Source organism: Pedobacter petrophilus, from assembly GCF_009674725.1.
Lineage (GTDB): Bacteria > Bacteroidota > Bacteroidia > Sphingobacteriales > Sphingobacteriaceae > Pedobacter > Pedobacter petrophilus.
In genome coordinates, this window is the sequence record NZ_WKKH01000005.1 from 1 (window position 1) to 21,749 (window position 21,749).

Genomic DNA, 21,749 nt, shown 5'->3' on the forward strand with positions numbered 1-21,749 from the left:
CCTTGCTATACCGGAAATAGCCACCAACAACGGGTAGCGGCCCTGATCCGTGTTTATCTGTGTCCATCCGTGGCAAATTCTCAACTCCCAACTCCCAACTTTTCTACGCCTCACTGGACACCCCGAAGAAAAATCGGGTCTAAAAATCACCTTGCTAGTGTTAGGGGAAAGAGAGTGAAAAGATTGCACGGCTTATTGCTTCCAAATTTCCTGGCCTGAATAATGGATTAAAATCGTCGTCTTCTTCGCGGAAACCGTCATTGAAGAATCTACAAACAGATTGCTTCGTCGTGCCTTCTCGCAATGAAGTAATAATGTGCCGCTACCGCTTAGGTAATCTCTTTAATCTTACCAAGCCTAAAATAATAATTATCTATAATTCATAGACCAATACAAATCTAAAGGACGATTTTTCGCATAAGGACGATTTACTGACGGCACTCCGCTATTAACACCCCGCTATCTGCACCCCGCTATTGCCACCCTGCTCTCCGGCATAGGAGATGATGGAAGGAAAAGCAGTTGAAAACCACCCCCACCAACTTTCACCCCCTCACCCAACCAAGGCAGCGCACACTTGCCGATTCTTCATCGGTACTTGTGCTGCCGAAATCAGTTTTCGACGCGCTTATCCAACATCAGATCCAAGCCTTGATTTTTGTTAAACTTTTTATCAAGAAAAAGTTTAGAGCCCCTCCGGCGGCGGCGAGCCGAAACCAAGCCAGCGCAGCGGCCAAATAATTAATAAGCCTCCACTGGATAGATTTGCTTCAATTCGCAAGGATGATACTGCTAAAAAACCGCAAATCCACAGATTTGAATCTGCGAACCTGCGGCTTAACAAGAGAGGCATTAAAAAATATATTTCGTACTCAGGAAATTAGAATCATTTCCATTCACAATTTCATTTAATAACTTTTTATTATCATCAGTAAACTTCGTTGCTACCAGCGAACGGATAGAGAACGAACGCAAGGCATCCACCACAGAAAGTGTGCCTTCGGCACTGTCTTTTCTACCTGTAAAAGGGAAAGCATCAGGTCCGCGCTGACATTGGCAATTGATATTCACCCTGCTCACCTGGTTCACCAGAGGATCAATCAGTGAAGAAATAACCGCTGCATTGTTACTAAAAATACTTACCTGCTGCCCGTGTGGCGAACCGATTAAATACTCAATAGGCTCTTCAAGGTCATCAAACGGAACCACCGGAACAATCGGACCAAACTGTTCTTCACGATACAATTTCATGTTGCTGTTTACCGGGTAAACAATCGCCGGGTACACAAAGGTTTCGAAGGTTTGTCCGCCGTTCTGGTTCACCACTTTAGCACCATGAGCAGTCGCATCATCAATACACTCTTTCAGGTATTCTGGTTTATTAAGCTCCGGAAGCGGCGTAAGGTTCACCCCTTTTTCCCATGGCATTCCAAATTTCAGTTTCTCCACTTCTGCAGATAAGCGCTTTAAAAACTCCTGAGCCAAACTGCGGTGAACATAAACGATTTTAATCGCAGTACAACGCTGTCCGTTGAAAGATAATGCACCCAGCACCGTTTCAGAAACAGCCAGATCTAAATCTGCATCTTTCGTAATAATGGCTGCATTTTTAGCATCCAAACCTAAAATTGCCCGCAAACGGTTTACTTTCGGGTGCAGCTTTTTAAGTTCATTTGCTACCTTACTCGAACCAATTAAAGTAAGCACGTTAATTTTTCCAGATTTCATTAACCCGGGTACAATCGAATTTCCACGGCCATAAATGGTATTCACTACTCCCTTTGGAAAACTGGAACGGAAAGCTTCAAGCAAAGGATAATGCAATAACGTACCATGTTTAGGTGGTTTGAATAAAAGCGTATTGCCCATAATCAAAGCGGGAATCAACGTTGTAAAAGTTTCATTTAACGGATAGTTAAACGGGCCCATACAAAGCACCACACCTAGTGGCGAGCGACGAACTTGCGCCACAATACCTTGCTCAATTTCAAAACGCGATGATTGCCTGTCGATATCCTTCAGCGCATCAATAGTAGCATAGATATACTCCACTGTCCGGTCGAATTCTTTCACAGAATCGGCATAAGATTTACCGATTTCCCACATAATAAGTTTAGCAACAATTTCCTTTTGCACTAACATTTTATGCGTGAAATTTTCTACGCAGGTAATGCGGTCAGCTACGCTCATGGTTGGCCATTGTCCGCGGCCGTTATCATAGGCAGCAACGGCAGCATCTAATGCTTCAGTTGATTCTTTCTCGGTACAAACCGGAAAGCTTCCAATCCGTTTTCGTTTGTAACCTTCGGGAGTTTTAACGCAAACCGGAGAAAAAACTTCGTTAAAAGGTCCGCTCCAGGTTTTCATCTCCCCGTTAGAAAGAAATTCTTTTTGATCGATTTCTTCCGCCAGCCTAAATTCATCAGGAATCTGGCTTTCTTCAACGAAAATACTTTCGAGGTTTAATGTTGTGTTCAATTTTAGTCTGGGTGTTAGGTTTGCAATTATAAATCTATGGGGTAAGTATAGATTTTTGGTGTTTTAAAGCTGGATCTTTTAGCAGGATCCGGCTTAAAATTATTTCAGTTCAATCACTTTATATTTTGGAACCAATGTTTTCATCACTGTCCAGCCGATTAAGTAGCAAACTGCACAGATAGAGAAGATGATAAAATAACCAGCTTCTTCACCTTTAAAGCCCATGAAAACGATTTTGTTTTTGCCGGTATAATCAAACAATACGCCAGATCCTTTATTGATGATGAAAGATCCGATCCCCCCAGCCATACCACCGATACCGGTGATGGTAGCGATTGCTTTTTTAGGAAACATATCGCCCACGGTTGAAAAAATATTTGCCGACCATGCCTGGTGTGCTGCACCCGCTATACCGATAATAATTACCGGAATCCAGTAAGTAATGTGGCCCAGCGGTTGTGCTGCTAAGGCTAATAGCGGAAAAAATGCAAAAATTAACATCGCCCTCATCCTGCCTTCGTAAGGATTCATACCTTTTTTTTCAACGAAATAGGTTGGTAACCATCCACCGATAATAGAAAGTAAGGTGATCATGTAAAGTACAAATAATGGCAATGCGCTCTGGGTAGAATCCATATTGTAAACAGATTTCAGATAAGCCGGTGTCCAGAACAAAAAGAACCACCAAACCCCATCTGTCATAAACTTACCAAAGGCAAAAGCCCAGGTTTGTTTGTATTTAAAACAATCTATAAACGAAACTTTTTCTTTGGTTTCTTCAACATAATCAGCCAGTTTACGGTCGGCAATAACATCCTGCTGAATGTAAGCCAGTTCTTCTGCACTTACCCTTTTATGTAATTCGGGTTTGTTATAAACGAAAACCCAAAGGCCCATCCATACAAAACCTAAAGCACCAATAATGATAAAAGACATTTCCCATCCGTAAGCCTTTGCGATAAATGGAATGGTAATTGGCGCGGCAAGTGCACCCACCGTGGCACCAGCATTGAAAATACTCGTGGCGAAAGCCCTGTCTTTTTTAGGGAAATATTCTGCCGTAGCCTTAATCGCTGCAGGAAAATTACCCGCCTCCCCTACTGCTAAAACAAAGCGTGCAAAAATAAACAGGGTTACACTTACCGACACAACCATTCCGGTATTGTTGATGCCTTCAATAATATCTTTCGCTCCTTCAAAACTGACAAACCAGTTGCCGGTGGTAATTCCAGCAGTTGCAATACCACAAAAAGCATGTAAACAAGCCCCAACAGACCATACACCAATGGCCCATAAAAAGCCTTTTTTGGTATCAAGTTTATCTACCAAACGACCAGCAAAAAGCATAGATATGGCATAGAAAATCGAAAATAATGCGGTTATATTCCCATAATCGTTATTATCCCAATGAAATTCTGGCTTGATAAAATCTGTCCAGGTGAGTGATAACACCTGTCTGTCTAAATAATTTATAGTGGTTGCAAGAAACAGAAGTAAACATATGGTCCATCTGTATTTGCTTGGTTTGACTTGGCTCATTTCAGGTTATTGTGGTTAGTTACTTGCTTTGTTGAATCAGGTGGAGTGCGAGTTGAGTGTTTTCGAAAAGTTCGTCGTACAGGCCTTTACTCATCACATCTTTACTGATCAGTTTGCTTCCCATACCAACCGCACAAACTCCAGATTTAAACCAGGTCTTTAAATTATCAGCATTAATTTCCACGCCCCCTGTCGGCATAAATAGCTGCCCTGCAAACAGGTCTTTTATAGATGAAATAAACTCCGGACCTAAAATATTAGCCGGGAAAATTTTAATCAACATTGCCTTATGTTCCTGCGCTACACTGATTTCAGTTGGCGTCATACACCCCGGAATCCAAAGCATGCCAATTTTGTTGGCAATTTCTGCAACTGCAGGATTAACGATTGGTGCAACAATAAAATCTGTTCCCGCTTCGATAAATGCATTTGCATCTGCCGGGGTTTTGATCGTTCCGATACCCAGATAAAGATCAGGCATTTCTGCATCTCTGATTTCTTTTAACTTTTTGAAGTTCGGCAAAGCTGATTTACCCCGGTTGGTATATTCGAAAACCCGAACTCCGGCTTTATACAGGGTACGTAAGATTTCTACACTTCCTGCTTCGCTGTCCTGGTAAAAAAGGGGCAGCATGCCTTGTTCTAAAATGGCATCTAAAATCTTGTGCTTGTTACTAATCATGATGTATAATTCTTTTTTCAATATCCGCTACGGTGCTGGTGGTGGCATCGCTCGGAATGTATAATTTATCGTAAGCTGCTGCAGTGGCAAAATTTAAGGTTTCGGCCACTGGAAGCTGGTTGTAAAAGCCGTAAATCAACCCGGCCATAAAACAATCGCCACTGCCTACCTTATCTAAAATCTCTTCAGAAACATATTCCGGAGAAACGGTTAATTCATCATTGCTGTAAATGGCAGTATAATACCTGATTCCTTTTCCATGATCGAAACGAAAGGTATTGGCCACCGCTTTACACGCCGGAAACAACCCTAATATTTCTTTGGAGGTATCAGTTGCCTGTTGCAGCAACGTTTCCTTTGCATAACCTTCTGTCGGCAATAAATCTTCGTGAAGCGCAGTGCCTAACATTTTTTGTGCTGCCCAAACGTTGCCCATAATCAGGGTGCAATATTTAGCCAGTTCAGGGAGGATATCAATGGGGTCCTTACCGTATTTCCAGAGTTTAGCCCTGTAATTTAAATCTAAAGAAATGGTGATGTTTTTTTGGGTTGCCACTGTTAATGCTTCCAGGCAAACATCTGCAATAGCTTGATTAATTGCCGGGCAAATGGCACTGAAGTGAAACCAGGTAACCCCCTCAAAAACTTCATCCCAGTTAATCTGGCCAACTTTTAAACAGGCATAAGAGGAGTTTGCTCTATCGTAAATGACGCCGGCATTTTTTAAATCTTTTCCCTTCGGAAGGTAGTATAAACCCAAACGATCGCCATGAAAAACCATTGGTGTGGTATCGATCTTTCTTTCTTTCAGATAACCAACAATCTCTTCAGTAACTGAATTTTCTGGCATGGCCGATAGATAAGCAGAAGGCACATCCCACAACGCCAAAGCGGTTGCTACGTTGAGTTCTGCTCCGCCAACATAAAAAGGCAGCTTATTTTCCTTTAGCCACTGTCCATCCATATCCGGACAAATGCGCAAAAGGATTTCTCCAAAACTTAAAATTTTTTCTCCCTTTTTTGCTAAGGATGATATTTGGTCACTCATTTTTTTGTTTGATCGGGTTCGTTATGATTCGTGCATACACTCCTCATCGATTTAGTTAATTTGTGAAGCAATAAATTTGATTAGTTTAAGGATCAATATTTAGTCAACACAAACCAGCACACAGGCCTGTTTAATTAAAATGTAAAGTAATTTTTTGCGTTAAAGTACGAAATATCCTGCACTATTTTGCCCACCCATTCCAAATCATCAGGCAACTCGCCGTTTTCCATGTCTTCACCAAAAAGGTTACACACTATTCTGCGGAAATATTCATGGCGGGGAAAGGAAAGGAAGCTACGGGAATCGGTCAACATGCCTACCAGGCGGCTCAAAAGCCCCATATTTGATAAGGCATTTAACTGTTTAATCATCCCGTCTTTCTGATCTAAAAACCACCAGGCAGAGCCAAACTGAACTTTCCCAGCTACAGAACCATCATTGAAGTTTCCGATCATGGTTGCAATTAATTCATTATCTGCCGGGTTCAGGTTATAAATAATGGTTTTTGCCAGTTTATCCTGATTATCTAAACGGTTTAAGAATTTGGAAAGCATTCTGGCCTGAGAAAAATCACCTATCGAATCCCATCCGGTATCTGGTCCAAGCTGACGCAACATCCGCGCGTTGTTATTTCGTAAAGCACCTAAGTGATATTGTTGCACCCAGCCTTTTTCATGATCCCACTCTGCAAAACAGATCAGCATGGCTGATTTAAATTTCAGATTTTCCTCGTAAGAGATATCCTGTTTAGTTCTGATTTTATCGAAAATGGAAGTAATTTCCTGATCGGTATAATCTTCCGCATAAATTTGCTCCAAACCATGATCAGAAACGGAACATCCGTTGGCTGCAAAGTAATCATGACGGCTCTTCAGTGCAGTAATATAATCCTGAAAATTGCTGATCGTTTGACCGGCAACACCTTCCAGTTTATCAATATACTCATTTAAGCCAGCCACATCATCACTGTTCATTGCCTTATCCGGACGGAAAGCAGGCAGCATTTTTAAAGCTACCCCTTCTTTAGCCAGCTGCTGATGAAAGTTCAAAGTATCTAACGGATCATCCGTAGTACAAACCGCTTCTACATTCATTTTTGCTAATAAACCACGAACCGAATATTCTGGCGTTTGGAGTTTTGCAGAACACTCATCGTAAATTTTACGGGCAGTTTTACCCGATAAAATGTCGGTGATGCCAAAATAACGCTGCAGTTCTAAATGTGTCCAATGGTATAGCGGATTGCGTAAAGTAAAAGGAACGGTTTCTGCCCATTTCTCAAATTTTTCAAAGTCTGAAGCATCACCAGTAATGTACTTTTCATCAACCCCGTTGGCACGCATGGCTCTCCATTTGTAGTGATCGCCTGCTAACCAAACCTGAGTAATGTTTTCAAATTGCGTATTGTTGGCAATCTGTTCCGGGATCAGGTGGTTGTGATAATCAATAATGGGTAACGATTTTGCAAAATCATGGTAAAGCTTTTCAGCCGTTTTGCTTTGCAAAAGAAAATTTTCGTCTAAGAAAGATTTCATTTTTTAAATGAGTTTTAGATCGTTACTTGTAAAAGAATTGATCTGTTAATATTTTAATTTAGTGGCCTGTGTTTCCACAGACCGGGATTTATTTTTTCTAATTCGTCTTCATGTCTAGCACTCTTCACCCAAGACTATGTACTGTCGACTCCAGACTAAAGACTCCAAACTAAAGACTAACCCCTCTTTTCCATGGAATAAAGTCATCCTGATTCAACAATACTGCTTTCGGAATTACTTCACCACTGGCGGCTTTAATGCAATATTCCAGAATATCCTCACCCATTTCTTCGATGGTTTTTTCGCCTTCTATTACTGGTCCGCAGTTGATATCAATGATATCGCCCATGCGTTTTGTCAGTGCATTATTGGTAGATACTTTAATGGTCGGGCAAACCGGGTTTCCGGTTGGCGTGCCTAAACCGGTGGTGAATAAGATTAAGGTTGCGCCGGCTGCTGCTTTACCAGTTGTTGCTTCGACATCATTACCAGGAGTACAAACCAGGTTTAATCCGGGTTTTGTAGCCGGTTCGGTGTAATCCAGTACATCTTCCACCGGTGATGTTCCACCTTTTTTAGCAGCGCCGGTACTTTTAATTGCATCGGTAATTAAACCATCTTTAATATTTCCTGGTGATGGATTCATGAAAAATCCAGAACCCACATTTTCTGCAGCCTGGTTATAAGCTGTCATCAACTGAATGAATTTACGTGCCGCAGTTTCATCTTTCGTACGATCAATTAATTGTTGCTCAGCGCCACAAAGTTCTGGAAATTCGGCTAAAAGCACTGTTCCACCCAGGGCCACCAATAAATCTGAAGTATAACCAACAGCAGGGTTTGCACTAATGCCGCTGAAGCCATCGCTTCCACCACATTTCACACCTAAAACCAATTTGCTTAAAGGCGCCGGCTGACGTTCAATTTTATTAATTTCAGTTAAGCCAATAAAGGTTTTTCTGATGGCTTCTTTTACCAGTTGTTCTTCGCTTTGCGATTGTTGCTGTTCGAAAATAAACAACGGTTTATCGAAATTTGGGGAACGGTGTTTCAAGTCATCCACAAAATCCTGAACCTGTAAATTCTGGCAGCCCAAACTTAAAACGGTAACGCCTGCCACATTTGGATGATCGGCATAGGCTGCTAATAATTTGCTTAATACTGCGGCATCCTGACGGGTACCGCCGCATCCACCCTGATGATTTAAAAATTTTATCCCATCTACATTTTTAAAAATGCGGTTGGCAGCAGGATTTGACTGTCCGATAGCACTGGTATCAGCTTCTGCTAAATCTTCACCGCTTTTGTAAGCCTCTACCAGGTGATGTGCATAAGATTTGTATTTATCGGTTACTGCATAGCCCAATTCATTGTGTAAAGCTTCTCTGATTACATCCAGGTTACGGTTTTCGCAAAAAACGGTTGGAATAAACAACCAATAATTTGCGGTTCCCACCCGACCATCGTTACGGATATAACCGTTAAACGTTCTGTCTGCAAATTTTGAAACATCAGGCGCATGCCACTCATAGTGGTAAGGCCTGAATTCGTATGGATCGGAAGCATGTTTAGTGTTCTCCGTATCCATCAATCCACCCTTAAGGATAAAATGCTGGGCTTTCCCTACCAAAACGCCATACATCATAATATGATCGCCGGCATTCATATCCTGCATAAAGAATTTGTGTTTTGCCTGGATGTCATCCTGCAAAACATATTCGTGACCATCATAGATAACCGTTTCGCCTTTCGTTAAATTTTGTAAGGCAACGAGCACGTTATCATTCGGATGGATTTTTAATATTCTAGTAACCATTTTTAAATTGTTCTTTCTGAGTGCAAGTTACTTAAAGTTTCTTTTGCTCCCTTACTTTGTAATTGCTCCACGTAACCTTTAACAGCTGCGTTGAAACCTGGATAATTGTTTAAATTTTTATCCCAAAGACGTCTGTCACCTAAGGTGCTATCCACAACGGTTTCCGGGGTTTGCCAATATTGATAAAGCACCTCTGCAAATTCATCCTGGGCCGGGAAAGTTTTACCATTTACGGTTGAAACATAGTTTTCTCCATCTTTGGTTACGTTCATAAAAACGATGTAAGCCGCAACCCCCAGGGCAGTAAGTTGAGGAACTTCATTTTTTAAAGCATAATATTTTCTAATGAGCGGCATGTTGCGCATCTGTAATTTCTGCGTATAGTTCAAGGTAATGGCATGCCATTGGTGCTCTAAAAACGGATTACTGAACCGATCAATTACACTTTTGGCAAAGGTGATGGCTTCTTCTTTGGTAATATCTTCGTTTTCTACCACCGGCGCAATTTCTTCCTGCATCAGTTTTAACACATGGTTAGAAAATTCCTGATCGGCCATGGCTTCTTTCACGGTGTGAAAACCGGCTAAAATGGCTAATCCGCAGTTGATGGTATGCGTTCCGTTGAGTAACCGAAGTTTTAGTTCTTTAAATTTATCAATTGACGGAACAATGAATACGCCTTTATCCGCGTTAACGAATGATAAAACTTCTTTTACTTTTTCACTTGCCGATTCAATTGCCCAAAGCCTGAAAGGTTCTGCCATAATCATCAGCCCATCGCTGTAGCCCAATTCAGTTTCAATCGCTTGTTGCGCTGCCGTCGGAAGTCTTCCCGGAACAATTCTATCAACTAAGGTTTTACAGAAATGATTCGCTGTTCTTAACCAGTTTTCGAAATCCCAACCCAGTTTGTTCTGGATGGCCAGGTCCAATACAATCTCTTTTAATTTATCGGCATTATCGCTGATTAATTCTGTAGGAACGATTACCATTCCGCTGTCATCCGATCCGCCAAATGCCTGGTAACGCTCATATAAGAAAGCTAAAAGCTTACCCGGGTAAGATTGCGGCGGACTATCGGTAACTTTATCTTCACTTTTTACGATGCCTACTTCTGTGGTATTCGAAATAACCACTTTCATTTCTGGCTGGTGTGCCGTTTTTAAAATCTCAGCCCACTCAGATGTGGCAGATAATACGCGGCTGATGGAAGAATTGATGAGGTTCTCTTCAACTTCTATACCATCTTCAATGCCTTTAACACAAAGTGTGTACAAATTATCCTGATCAGCAAAATCATCTACGCCGGCTTTAGAAGTTGTTTTTACCACTACAATTCTGCCATTAAAAATGCCCTGGTGATTTGCTTTGTCAATAAAATAATCTGGCAGGCCGCGTAATAAAACGCCGGTTCCAAATTGGATTACCTTCTCTGGCAACTCCAGCATTTCAGCAGTTGGTTTAAGCACCTTATCTCCGCTAATGTTTTTTAAATTTTCTTTGTTTAAAATCATGTTCTTACGATTTCCATTATGGCCAGATTTGACACAAGCAACGTGCGCTTGCCGCATCTGATCATGCTGAGTAAAACTTTATTTTTATTTTCCGTTGGTTACTAACCACTTCGGATATTCCTTTTCAATTACTTTCTGACCCCAATTGCCATACCAGGCATAGCCGCTTCTTCGTTCGGGACTTAACTCTTCCAGTTTGGACTTTATAGTATTATCCCGATCTCCAAAAACCGGACAGTTCTTATCCAGATCATAAAACCTGGCCCAGGCCATGCTCGTTTCATCAGGCACTAATGCTGCCGTTTTACCCTTTTCCCTATCGAAACGATAACCTTTAATTTTGTAGGTATCGAACCATTTCACTGCAGCAGAGATGGATTTTTTAACTTCTGGTGATGGATTTTTAATGCCCATCAGAAAACGAATAATGCCTACTGATTCGCTGGTTGCTAAAGAAGCTGGTTCGAAGGCCCTTGCTTTTGCCGGCAACATCGAATCTTTATCATATTGAGCCGCCCAAATGGTTAATGTACCATTTTGCTTTACCTGTGTTTTTATAATGCAGTCGGTTCCTTTTTCAATGGCTTTCTCCACTTTCGGAAGATATTTTGGGTTCACCACTTCGAAATCATTTCTTCCATTGGCAATGTCCTGCAAAATGTTCAAAAGGTTCACCATGGCATCATCATTGTAAGTAATTTCTGAGCGATAAAGAGATTGATCGGGATAATATTGCGGCCATCCGCCATTCTCATATTGTGCTTTTAAAATATAATCAAGGCCTTTTTCTGCAGCACTTAAATAGGCCTTGTTTTGGGTTTTCTTATACGCTTTTACTATATAAACCACTTCTCTGCTGGTTGCTTTATTATCGAAAGTAGCATGCTTATCTTCAGTAGCCTTTATTTTCGCACGCAGTTGCGGCGTTAAAGTGGCATCATAATTTACCACACTCTTATCTCCTAATTGCTTCGGCCAGCCGCCGTTGCCGAGCTGGTAAACCAACATCTTTTCTGCGGCAGAATCAGTTGGCTTTTGCGCATAACAAGATGCCATGAGCATGCAACAGAAAACAGTTAATAATAATTTAATTCTCATTTTGTTTGTTAGTTTAAATTAACCATGATGCACACAGATAAACACAATTGTAGTGTTCATTTTGCCAGTCTTGATTTTCACTTCCATTCCTACGGATAAACGTTTTGATCTAAAACTATTTCTTTTCTTGCCACGGAAACCCGGATTTGCACGGAAGTTTTAATTCCACTTTTTCCGTGTCTTCTGTATTTCCGTGGCAAACTATTCTTTTTCTTGCCACACAGACCTTGATTTGCACGGAAGTTTTAATTTCACTTTTTCCGTGTCTTCTGTGCTTCCGTGGCAAACTATTCTATTTCTTGCCACCCAGACCCGGATTTGCACGGAAGTTTTAATTCCACTTTTCCGGGTCTTCTGTATTTCCGTGGCAAACTATTCTTTTTCTTGCCACCCAGACCCGGATTTGTACGGAAGTTTTAATTCCACTTTTTCCGTGTCTTCTCTATTTCCGTGGCAAACTATTCTTTTTCTTGCCACCCAGACCCGGATTTGCACGGAAGTTTTAATTCCACTTTTTTTCCGTGTCTTCTGTGCTTCCGTGGCAAACTATTCTTTTTCTTGCCACCCAGACCCGGATTTGCACGGAAGTTTTAATTCCACTTTTCCGGGTCTTCTGTATTCCGTGGCAAACTATTCTTTTTCTTGCCACCCAGACCCGGATTTGCATGGAAGTTTTAATTCCACTTTTTCCGTGTCTTCTGTATTTCCGTGGCAAACTATTCTTTTTCTTGCCACCCAGACCCGGATTTGCACGGAAGTTTTAATTCCACTTTTTTTTCCGTGTCTTCTGTATTTCCGTGGCAAACTTTATTTCTTAACTGGCACTTGCTTAATCAACCAGTTCACCAAATCATTCGTTGCTTTAAAGTTTTCGAATTCTGCAGGCAATTTTCTTCCATCGATATACTCGTTGTAAAACCACGGATCGCCAACTGCGAATACCGTTCCTTTACCATATTTTGCTGTCGCGATAACCACATCACCACCTTCACTTAGTGCAGAAACTGCAGGTGCTTTAGCTACAATGGTGGAAATCTCTTTGATATAAACCTTTTTGGCTGTTTTGAAAATTGAATTTCCTGCTGGAATTTTAATTGCGCCCTGTTCAAAATTTGCACCCTGAACCCGGTTACGGCTATCCTCATTAAATTTAATTCCGAAAGATTCTGGCAAAACATTAAATTTCGTTAGCTCACAATTGCCCACATCATTAAGCAACAACACTAAAACACCGCCGGCTTTAACCCATTCACTCACTTGTTTAGCGTGTTCAGCATTCATGAAATTAGGATTCGCTGTTTCCTTTTCCGTATCCGGATCTACGATGATGTAAACGTTACTTCCCTTAAGGTTTGCAGCAGTTGGCGCAGATTTTAAGGTAGAAGTTTTTACACCTGCATCATTAAATACTTTTCCAAGCAATGAAAAGCCATTATTGTCATCTTCATCCCACAGGTAATGAAATGGAATTTTATCCCCCGTTGGGCCGGTCATGTACTCGTTATTGAAGAAATTATCAACAGTTACGGTTAAGCCTTTTCCAGTTTTAGGCAAGGCAGCAATTTCCATTTCTGATGATGCACAGATAAAAGCACCAACCCCTTTCGGATCGTTTGTAATTACCTTTTCGCTGATGTAATATTCGAAGCTGCCATCGCGGTATTTTGGTTTCCCCCCCAAGCCTGAAACGGAAACTGTTTTAGTAAGATTCACCCGTTCATCACCAGCTTTTTCGATAAATTCTTTCTTTAAACCAGCATAACCTTTCTTTGCTGCCGCGGTAAAAGACTGTGGTAACCAGCCTTTACGAACGCCTTTGGCTAAGCCATAAACAAACATGCTCGATGCAGAACTTTCCAGATAGTTGCCTTTTTTGGTTGCCAAATCCAAAATATCATACCATACGCCAGATTTTGCATCCTGATACTTCAGGGTAGCAGTTGCCGTGCGGTTTAAAATAGCAATTAATTCTTTTCTTTTTGGATGATTTTCCGGGAAGTTATCCAACACATCAACCAAAGCCATGATGTACCAGCCCATTGCCCTGCCCCAGAAATGCGGCGATAAACCAGTTTTTGGATCTGCCCACTTTTCTGCCCTGCTTTCATCGTAGCCATGGTATAATAAACCTGTTTTCGGATCGCGTGCATTTTTTTCCATCCAGATAAACTGATTGGCGATATCATCAAAAGCGGCATCCTTTTTCATCAGTTTCGCATATTCAGCGTAAAATGGCTCGCCCATGTACAATCCATCCAGCCACATCTGGTTTGGATAAATTTTCTTATGCCAAAACCCACCCTCTTTAGTACGCGGCTGGTTCTGTAATTGATCATAAAGCTTATTTGCAGCCAAAAGATATTTCTGCTGCCCTGTTACCTTATACAAAAGCAAAAGTGACCGACCGTTTTTAATGTTATCGATATTAAAATCTTCTGGTTTATAGGTACTGATATTTCCTTCTTTATCTAAATAGGCATCCATAGAAGATTGGATGTATTTGAAATATTTACCATCTCCGGTGTTGCGCCAAACGGCAGCAGCACCTTCCAGCACAACACCCATATCGTAAGTCCATTTTGGACCTTTAGCACTTTTTAAGGCTGTTGTATCCTGGAATAATTTTTCCATTGCGGTTAAGGTTAACTGCTCTGAAAGTTTCTTTTGCGCAAAACCTGTAAGGCTTAATGTCGATAATCCCAGACATGCAATTGCGGTGTATAAAATTGATCTCTTCATATTATTTTGACATCTCTAATGCTTTTTTATTTACTTCACTAGCAACATTTGTAGCTTTTTTTGCTTTGGAACTATCAGTTCCACTCACCTTAATCCCTTTAGATTTTTCTCCGGCAATACTAAATAACAGTTCTGAACCTGGTTTATATTGAAGATTATCGATGTTGATGTTTGAGCTGTTTTGAATATCCACCACAGGATTGGAATTCTCGGTAATTACATTCACATTTTTCAGGAAGATGCCCGTAGCCTCAATAATTTCAATGCCTTTTTTCGACTGGATGGTAACGTTTTCCAAATGGATATCTTTGATGTTCATTTCTGGTAAGCCCCTAAAAAAGATTGCTTTTTCTGCACCGTTGGCTACCACATCTTTAATGTAAAAATTTCTGAACTGAGGCGTTTCTTCCGTAACCGGAACCATTACACTTTTAATGGCATCACGCTTTTCGCCAGCCAAAACAATTGGATCGACAGCGGCATAATACATATCAAAAAGAATGGCTTCACCTGGAATATCGATCATGTTAATGTTGTTTACATAAATGTTTTCTACAATTCCGCCACGGCCGCGGGTGGTTTTAAAACGCAAACCGATATCAGTTCCGATAAAAGAGCAATCGTAAACCCAGATATTTTTAGCGCCACCACTCATCTCGCTTCCAATAACGAAGCCACCGTGAGCATGGTATACCACATTATTTCTAACAATTACGTTTTCAGTGGGTACGCCACGTTTGCGCCCTGCTTCATCTCTGCCAGATTTAATGCAAATCCCATCATCACCAACATCAAAAGTGCTGCCTTCTATCAATACATTTTTACAAGATTCTACATCTACTCCATCGCCATTCTGTGCATACCAGGGGTTTTTTACCTGAAGATTTCTTAACGTTAAGTCTTCACAAAGCAGTGGATGCAGGTTCCAGGCCGGTGAATTTTGAAAGGTAACACCTTCTAAAAGGATCTTTTTACAATTGGTCAATACCAGCAAATTCGGACGAAGAAAATCTTTAATGTCTTCATAATCTTTTGCTGTTTTTCCTGGCTCAACTACCCCTGCATTTTTGGTGTTTGAACCCTTAACCGTCTTTGCAGATGGAAACCACATTTTGCCGTCCTCGCGTACAATTCCGCCGGAAGCCACCAGGGTTTTCCATTGAGATTCTGTTAACTTATCTTTTTTAACCATGCGCCATGCACCACCGTTGCCATCGATAATTCCGGTGCCGGTAATGGCAATATTTTCCAGGTTGGTTCCAGAAATGGGGCTTTGGTTACGCCAGGCCGGTCTGCCTTCCCAGTTTCCTTCTACTAATTTATATTGGTTAAAATCATCAGTAAACTGAAGAATTGCATCGCGTTTTAAATGTAAATTAACATTGCTTTTCAGTTCAACAGGGCCGGTAAGCCATAAACCTGATGGAATCAAAACCACTCCTCCACCCTTCTGACTAACACTTGCAATGGTTTTATTTATGCTTTCTGTATTCAAAGTCACTCCATCGCCTTTGGCGCCGAAAGTAATAATACTTGTGGTGTCATTTTTGATTTTAACCTGCTGAATAATGGGTAAACTCACTTTTTGCTGAGCTAAGGCCATGCCTGCAGATGATATAAGGATGCATGCGAGGGCGATTTTAGATCGGCATAAACTTCCTGAAATGTGTTTCATTATTGCGCTGTTAAATTATACTTGGTTATTGTAATAACAAGTGTACGTTGTTTGCCTTTAAAAGCGAAACTAAATCTATGCAAACGTTGCCGGAAAAAGGCACCTTAAAACAAAGTCTAACAAGACTTAAATTACTGTTGAACAGCTTAATAGGCTCCCTGTTTAACTACAGGATTCCATCCGCGGAAAACGTTTTCCATAATGTAACTTTTATACTCCTCCTGGCTAAGCTGATGAGACCATTTTGCCCTGTTTTTTGAATCAGCGCCTTTTCCTGTACTCTGGTATTCAGCATAGTAAGCCGTTTGTTCATTACTTTCTTTCCCCCAGTTGTTCCAGCCTTCCGGGCGGATAATAGCCGGCAACTCGCAGTTTAAAAAAGCAACCTTGGCATATGGGCGCCACGGGCGACCGAGGTAAAAACTATTGGCCGGAGCATCACCAACAACCTTACACTTGTTAAAAACATAGCCAAATTTAGTGGTGTCAGCCGTAGAGGCAGCAGTAATGTAGCCTTGTTTTTTACAAAAGATGGTACAGTTTTCAAACCAGGCGGTAGCAGCGCCAAAAATAAAATCTACCGTACCTTCGATGTAACAGTTTTTATAGAACTGCCTGTTGTTCCCACCATAGGTATATAAGGTATCCTGGAAACCCAAAAACCTGCAATTAACAAATGTTGATTTATCGCCACCTGCCCAAACGGCTACAGCCTGACCTACCGGACCAGAAGAATTTTCAAACGTAATATTCTCCGCAGAAAACCCCTCACCATAAATATAGAAACTGGATGAACCTGACGTGCCTTTATCTTCCCCAAAAACATTCTTCTTTTGAGCGAAATCATCATAAGTTAAGATTGTTTCACTTAAACTTTCGCCAACTAACCTCACGTTCTTTTTGGTGGCTGCCAGGATTAATTTTTCTTTGTAAATTCCTTTTTTTATAAAAATAATTGTGACTTTATTTCTGAAATCAGGTACTGCATGAATGGCTTCCTGCACAGTTTTGAAGTTGCCGCTTCCTTTCGCATCTACAATAAAATCTGGCTTGGCATCAATTGCATTTGCGGTGAATGAGTACGCAACAAACAGTACTAAAATAATGAATTTCATATTGGGATCTGGTTAGGCTTAAATTAAATCGGCCACGTAAAGTTTAAACTTAATCACGTAGCCGAGCTTTAACAAATATATGATGAACAATTTTAAACATTAATAATCATCAGAAAGAAGAAACGCCAACAATAAAGATCGCAAACGATGTCGGGAACGATTGCACAGTATCAACTTGTTCACAAATAAAAAAAGGCTTAATCTTGTTTGTAAGCAAATTTGTTTGATTCGGGAATGAGGCAGCAACCCATCTTCCTAAAACGGGAGCCTTTTCCAGTGATTAACATTAATTTAAGCGAATAAAACTAACCAGGTATCAATTACGATAATGAAATATTTATTTAATTCTATTCTTATTTTAAGTGTGAGTACAAGCGTAATGGCGCAGCAGGCACCACCTACAAATTACGTTTCAAAGGTCTGGGTGGCAGATCAGGGCAACGGCACATTCAAAAATCCTGTTATTAATGCAGATTATTCAGATCCCGATGCGATCCGCGTGGGCGACGATTTTTACCTGATTGCTTCAAGCTTTGATGCCATACCCGGTTTGCCAATTCTCCATTCTAAAGATCTCGTGAACTGGAAAATTATTGGACACGCCCTAAAACGCCAACCACCGTTTGAGCATTTTGAGAAAACGCAACATGGCAATGGCGTTTGGGCACCGTCTATCCGATATAGAAATGGCGAATTTTATATTTATTACCCGGATCCTGACTTTGGCATTTACCTCACCAAAGCTAAAACCATCACGGGTGAATGGTCTGCTCCGAAACTGGTGGCAGCAGGTAAAGGCCTGATCGATCCGTGTCCGTTTTGGGATGAGGATGGGAAAGCTTACCTGGCCTATGCCTATGCCGGAAGTCGTGCCGGAATTAAAAGTGTTTTAGCCGTAATGCCGCTTACTGCTGATGGTACAAAAGCAACGGAAACCGGAAGAATAGTTTACGACGGGCATGAACTTGACCCGACCATTGAAGGGCCAAAAGTTTACAAACGAGACGGATATTACTACTTATTCGCCCCTGCAGGCGGGGTTTCAACCGGCTGGCAACTGATATTAAGGAGTAAAAATATCTATGGCCCTTACGAGAGAAAGGTAGCGATGGATCAGGGAAAGTCTACCGTGAACGGTCCGCATCAGGGTGCCTGGGTAAATACACAAACCGGTGAAGACTGGTTCCTCCATTTCCAGGATAAAGATGCCTACGGAAGGGTAGTGCATTTGCAACCGATGAAATGGGTGAACGACTGGCCTGTTATTGGCAGCGATAAAGACGGTGATGGTATAGGAGAACCGGTAACGACCTATAAAAAACCAAATGTTGGTAAAACTTATCCGATCGTTACACCATTAGAAAGTGATGAATTTGGCACAGCAAACCTGGGTTTACAATGGCAGTGGCAAGCTAATCCGCAGCCAGCCTGGTTATTTACTGATGCCGGTAAAGGGATACTGAAACTTTACACTGCTAAAACTCCCGATGAGGCCAAAAACCTTTGGGATGTGCCTAACTTATTGCTGCAAAAATTCCCGGCAGATGAATTCACGGCAACCACAAAGGTTAACTTTAAACCAAATCCAAAGCTCGAGGGCGAAAAAACTGGTTTAGTGGTAATGGGGAGAAGTTATGCGCAGTTAAGTATTAAGAGCAAAAAAGATGGCCTTTACTTAATGTATGGGGTTTGCCAGGGTGCTGATAAGGGAAAAGCAGAAAACGAAAAAGAAATTGGGAAGCTTAAAAATGGCACGGTACACTTTAGGGTAACTGTTTCAAATGGCGCGAAATGTAAGTTTAGCTATAGCGAAGATGGCCTCACTTTTAATCAGGTTGGCGATGAATTTCAGGCGACTGCCGGACAATGGATTGGCGCAAAAGTGGGCTTGTTTGCCATTCGAGATACGCAAACCAATGATTCAGGTATAGCAGAATATGATTGGTTCAGCATTGGTAAAATAAAATAATCGTACGCACATGAAAAAATATATCAAACCTTTTATCATTCTGGGAACAGCATTTTTATTGATGTCGTTTATGGTGAAGCGGGAGCCTGTAAAAGTTTACCTCATTGGTGATTCTACCGTTGCAGATTACGCACTGGAAGAACAATACATGGAGAAGCGTTATCCTTTAATGGGCTGGGGGCAGGTGTTTCAACAGTTTCTTTCAAAAGACAGTCTGAAAAACCTAAACCACTTAATCAAAAGCGATAGTGCGCAGGTGATCGATAAAGCCAAAGGCGGCAGAAGCACCCGATCCTTTTTTGAGGAAGGCAGATGGAAGGAGATTTTGTTGACGCTAAAGAAAAATGACCTGGTATTAATCCAGTTCGGACATAACGATGCAGCGAAAGATAAGCCTGAACGTTATGTGGATATTCCCGGTTATAAAGATTTTCTCCGCATGTATGTAAAGGAAAGCCGTGCAAAAGGTGCCAGGCCAGTCCTGATCACACCAGTAACCAGAAATTATCCCTGGAAAGAGGGGAAACTCGGCAGCGCACATGGCGAATATCCACAGGCGGTAATTGATGTAGCCAAAGAATTAAAAGTTCCGGTTATCGATTTAACTACACTATCCGCAGCATTTTTCACTTCCAAAGGAAATGATTTTGTTACGAAGAATTACTTCATGAATTTAGATTCAGGCAAATACGTGGCCTATCCGAAAGGACAAAAAGACAATACACATTTCCAGCCCGAGGGGGCAAAAGAAATTGCCCGTTTGGTGTATGAAGGATTGAAAAAGATTAATAAATTGTAAAAAAGAATGACCAATAGGATAAGAATTGACCACCTATCCTATTGGGTTGTAAACTAACCAACCGTTAATTTAGTGGCAATGGCAATTCTGTTCCATGCATTAATGGTTACGATAGCCATCATAATCTGTGATAACTCTTGTTCGTTAAAGAGGCTGGCTGCATTTTGATAGGTCGCATCAGAAACATGGTTTGAAATTAAGGTTACCTCTTCTGTTAAGGCTAAAACTGCTTTTTCTTCTTCAGTAAACAGGGTGGTTTCTTTCCATGCATTTAAAAGGTATAAGCGCTGTTCGGTTTCACCAATTTTACGCGCATCTATCGCATGCATATTCAGGCAAAAAGCACAACCATTAATTTGCGATGCCCTCATTTTAATTAGCTCTAAAAGAATCGGATCAATTTTGCTGGTTGATAAATATTTCTCCAAACCATACATCGCCTGATAAGCGGCTGGTTCTACCTGTTGAATGTTTACTCTACTTTCCATTTTCTTTGTTTTTAATTACCCTGTAAAGGTCGGCAGTAGGGAAAACAAAAAACTTAATCTGGTTTAAGAAAGCAAGGTTATTTATGTTTTTCAAGAGATCATAAAGCAGATTCATACCTGCAATTACCGGAGGCATTTAAATTTTGGATCAAGCTTACTTAAGCTAAACAGCCTCTGCATTCTCCAATGCACAAAGTGAAACATTTTTAAGCGAAACAAAAAAATGTTTCAGGGAAAAAATGTTTCACTTTTCCGAAACAAAATAGTTGGAAACAAAAAAATGTTTCCAACTATTTTGTTTCGGAACTGGTTTGACCTGGATTAGAATATGTAAACAGATGGGCTTTTCTTTTTTCCGGCTTTGTACCAGTGCACGTATATATTGGCAAGTGGTGAGATAGTGCTTTTTTTAATATAAGCTTTTCGCACCCGGTACGAATGCACCGGTGAGCGAATTTTAGCAGAGTCAATAATTTCTAGTGCAACAGGTGTGCAAGGGAGCGGGCTAAACCTATTTTATCGTTCTAATCTTACTCAAAAATTCTGGTGTAAAACCCAGATATGAGGCAAGCATATATTGTGGGATGCGTTGTACAAACTCAGGAAATAAGCCATTAAAATGGCGATACCTTTCTTCTGCACTAAAGCTGTAAAGAAACATAATCCGCTGTTGGGAAGCCTGATGAAGTTTTTGAAAAATAAGCCTGAAATATTTTTCAAGTTTAGGGATCCGTTCAAACAACTTTTCATAATCCTGATGCGCAATTGCGATGACTTCGGTTGTTTCTGCCGCCTGAATAAAAAAATCAGATGGCTTCTGAAACATGAAACTCGTCAGGTCAGAAATCCACCAGTTTTCGATTGCAAATTGAGTGGTTTGCGCTACGCCCTTCACATCAATAAAATATAAACGTAAACAACCTTTCACCACAAAATAGTTGGACCTGCAGATTTGCCCCTGCTCCAATAGAAATGTTTTCTTTTTAAAGGAAAAAGATTTGAGTGTTGAGGTCAGAATTTCTTCTTCCTCATCACTCAAATCTACAAATCGTTTAATATGATTATAAAGGGGCTGATACATTTCAGCCTAAAATAAGAATAAGCTTGCCATTCTTCTATATGTTCAAATTTTAAAACTTAAAATAACAACTCTTCCTTTCGACTGGAGCATAGCGAAACGGAGAAATCTTTGAACCAGGCTAATAAAATTCAAAGATTTCTCCGCTACGGTCGAAAGAACGAATAAAAAATATT

At 40.9% G+C, this 21,749-nt stretch carries 17 protein-coding genes; 3 read left to right on the forward strand and 14 right to left on the reverse strand.

The genetic code is table 11. From position 1 onward, the window contains the following. The coding region (locus GJU39_RS23510; RefSeq protein ID WP_209437586.1) for a hypothetical protein at window positions 1–219 on the forward strand (219 nt) is incomplete at its 5' end. A 633-nt stretch (window positions 220–852) separates the two neighbouring features. On the opposite strand, the gene GJU39_RS04270 is transcribed toward GJU39_RS23510, so the two are convergent. The 11 genes from GJU39_RS04270 to GJU39_RS04320 form a co-directional block, all read right to left on the reverse strand. Beyond that, complete coding sequence (locus GJU39_RS04270; protein ID WP_154279461.1) at window positions 853–2,478, reverse strand: NADP-dependent glyceraldehyde-3-phosphate dehydrogenase; 1,626 nt, start codon at window positions 2,476–2,478, stop codon at window positions 853–855. 99 nt (window positions 2,479–2,577) lie between these two features. Then, complete coding sequence (locus GJU39_RS04275) at window positions 2,578–4,017, reverse strand: MFS transporter (RefSeq protein ID WP_154279462.1); 1,440 nt, start codon at window positions 4,015–4,017, stop codon at window positions 2,578–2,580. A 19-nt stretch (window positions 4,018–4,036) separates the two neighbouring features. Continuing rightward, window positions 4,037–4,699, reverse strand: coding sequence for a bifunctional 4-hydroxy-2-oxoglutarate aldolase/2-dehydro-3-deoxy-phosphogluconate aldolase (locus tag GJU39_RS04280; RefSeq protein ID WP_154279463.1), 663 nt, complete (start codon window positions 4,697–4,699; stop codon window positions 4,037–4,039). After that, window positions 4,692–5,747 carry a sugar kinase gene (locus GJU39_RS04285; protein WP_154279464.1) on the reverse strand — a complete coding sequence of 352 codons (1,056 nt, stop codon included), beginning with the start codon at window positions 5,745–5,747 and terminating at the stop codon, window positions 4,692–4,694. Before GJU39_RS04285 ends, GJU39_RS04280 begins: the two co-directional genes overlap by 8 nt. A 134-nt stretch (window positions 5,748–5,881) precedes the next feature. Further along, window positions 5,882–7,282 carry a glucuronate isomerase gene (gene uxaC, locus GJU39_RS04290; protein WP_154279465.1) on the reverse strand — a complete coding sequence of 467 codons (1,401 nt, stop codon included), beginning with the start codon at window positions 7,280–7,282 and terminating at the stop codon, window positions 5,882–5,884. A gap of 169 nt (window positions 7,283–7,451) precedes the next feature. Next, window positions 7,452–9,098 (reverse strand): UxaA family hydrolase, encoded by a 1,647-nt coding sequence (locus GJU39_RS04295; protein ID WP_154279466.1) that lies wholly within the window; start codon window positions 9,096–9,098, stop codon window positions 7,452–7,454. A gap of 2 nt (window positions 9,099–9,100) precedes the next feature. Continuing rightward, on the reverse strand, window positions 9,101–10,612 hold the full coding sequence (locus GJU39_RS04300; protein WP_154279467.1) for a tagaturonate reductase: 1,512 nt from the start codon (window positions 10,610–10,612) through the stop codon (window positions 9,101–9,103). An 84-nt stretch (window positions 10,613–10,696) separates the two neighbouring features. After that, window positions 10,697–11,710 carry a pectate lyase gene (gene pelA / locus GJU39_RS04305; protein WP_154279468.1) on the reverse strand — a complete coding sequence of 338 codons (1,014 nt, stop codon included), beginning with the start codon at window positions 11,708–11,710 and terminating at the stop codon, window positions 10,697–10,699. An 807-nt stretch (window positions 11,711–12,517) separates the two neighbouring features. Further along, entirely contained in the window at window positions 12,518–14,449 is a 1,932-nt protein-coding gene (locus GJU39_RS04310) for a glycoside hydrolase family 88 protein (protein ID WP_154279469.1), read from the reverse strand. 1 nt (window position 14,450) lies between these two features. Continuing rightward, window positions 14,451–16,124, reverse strand: coding sequence for a glycoside hydrolase family 28 protein (locus tag GJU39_RS04315; RefSeq protein WP_154279470.1), 1,674 nt, complete (start codon window positions 16,122–16,124; stop codon window positions 14,451–14,453). 146 nt (window positions 16,125–16,270) lie between these two features. Next, window positions 16,271–17,239, reverse strand: coding sequence for a pectinesterase family protein (locus GJU39_RS04320; RefSeq protein WP_154279471.1), 969 nt, complete (start codon window positions 17,237–17,239; stop codon window positions 16,271–16,273). A 328-nt stretch (window positions 17,240–17,567) separates the two neighbouring features. On the opposite strand from GJU39_RS04320, the gene GJU39_RS04325 reads away from it, so the two are divergent. Together GJU39_RS04325 and GJU39_RS04330 are read left to right on the forward strand one after the other, a co-directional pair. Further along, the gene (locus GJU39_RS04325) at window positions 17,568–19,208 is read left to right on the forward strand and encodes a glycoside hydrolase family 43 protein (protein ID WP_154279472.1); all 1,641 of its coding nucleotides are present in this window, start codon (window positions 17,568–17,570) and stop codon (window positions 19,206–19,208) included. A 10-nt stretch (window positions 19,209–19,218) separates the two neighbouring features. Then, complete coding sequence (locus tag GJU39_RS04330; RefSeq protein WP_154279473.1) at window positions 19,219–20,007, forward strand: rhamnogalacturonan acetylesterase; 789 nt, start codon at window positions 19,219–19,221, stop codon at window positions 20,005–20,007. Between the two features lie 53 nt (window positions 20,008–20,060). Here GJU39_RS04330 and GJU39_RS04335 read toward each other — a convergent pair whose 3' ends face one another. The 3 genes from GJU39_RS04335 to GJU39_RS04345 form a co-directional block, all read right to left on the reverse strand. Continuing rightward, entirely contained in the window at window positions 20,061–20,495 is a 435-nt protein-coding gene (locus GJU39_RS04335) for a carboxymuconolactone decarboxylase family protein (RefSeq protein ID WP_154279474.1), read from the reverse strand. Next, window positions 20,485–20,631: a hypothetical protein gene (locus tag GJU39_RS04340; RefSeq protein ID WP_154279475.1), complete on the reverse strand. Its 147-nt coding sequence runs from the start codon at window positions 20,629–20,631 to the stop codon at window positions 20,485–20,487. The genes GJU39_RS04335 and GJU39_RS04340 overlap by 11 nt, the downstream gene beginning before the upstream one ends. Before the next feature lie 375 nt (window positions 20,632–21,006). After that, entirely contained in the window at window positions 21,007–21,576 is a 570-nt protein-coding gene (locus GJU39_RS04345; RefSeq protein WP_154279476.1) for a Crp/Fnr family transcriptional regulator, read from the reverse strand. Window positions 21,577–21,749 lie beyond the last annotated feature (173 nt).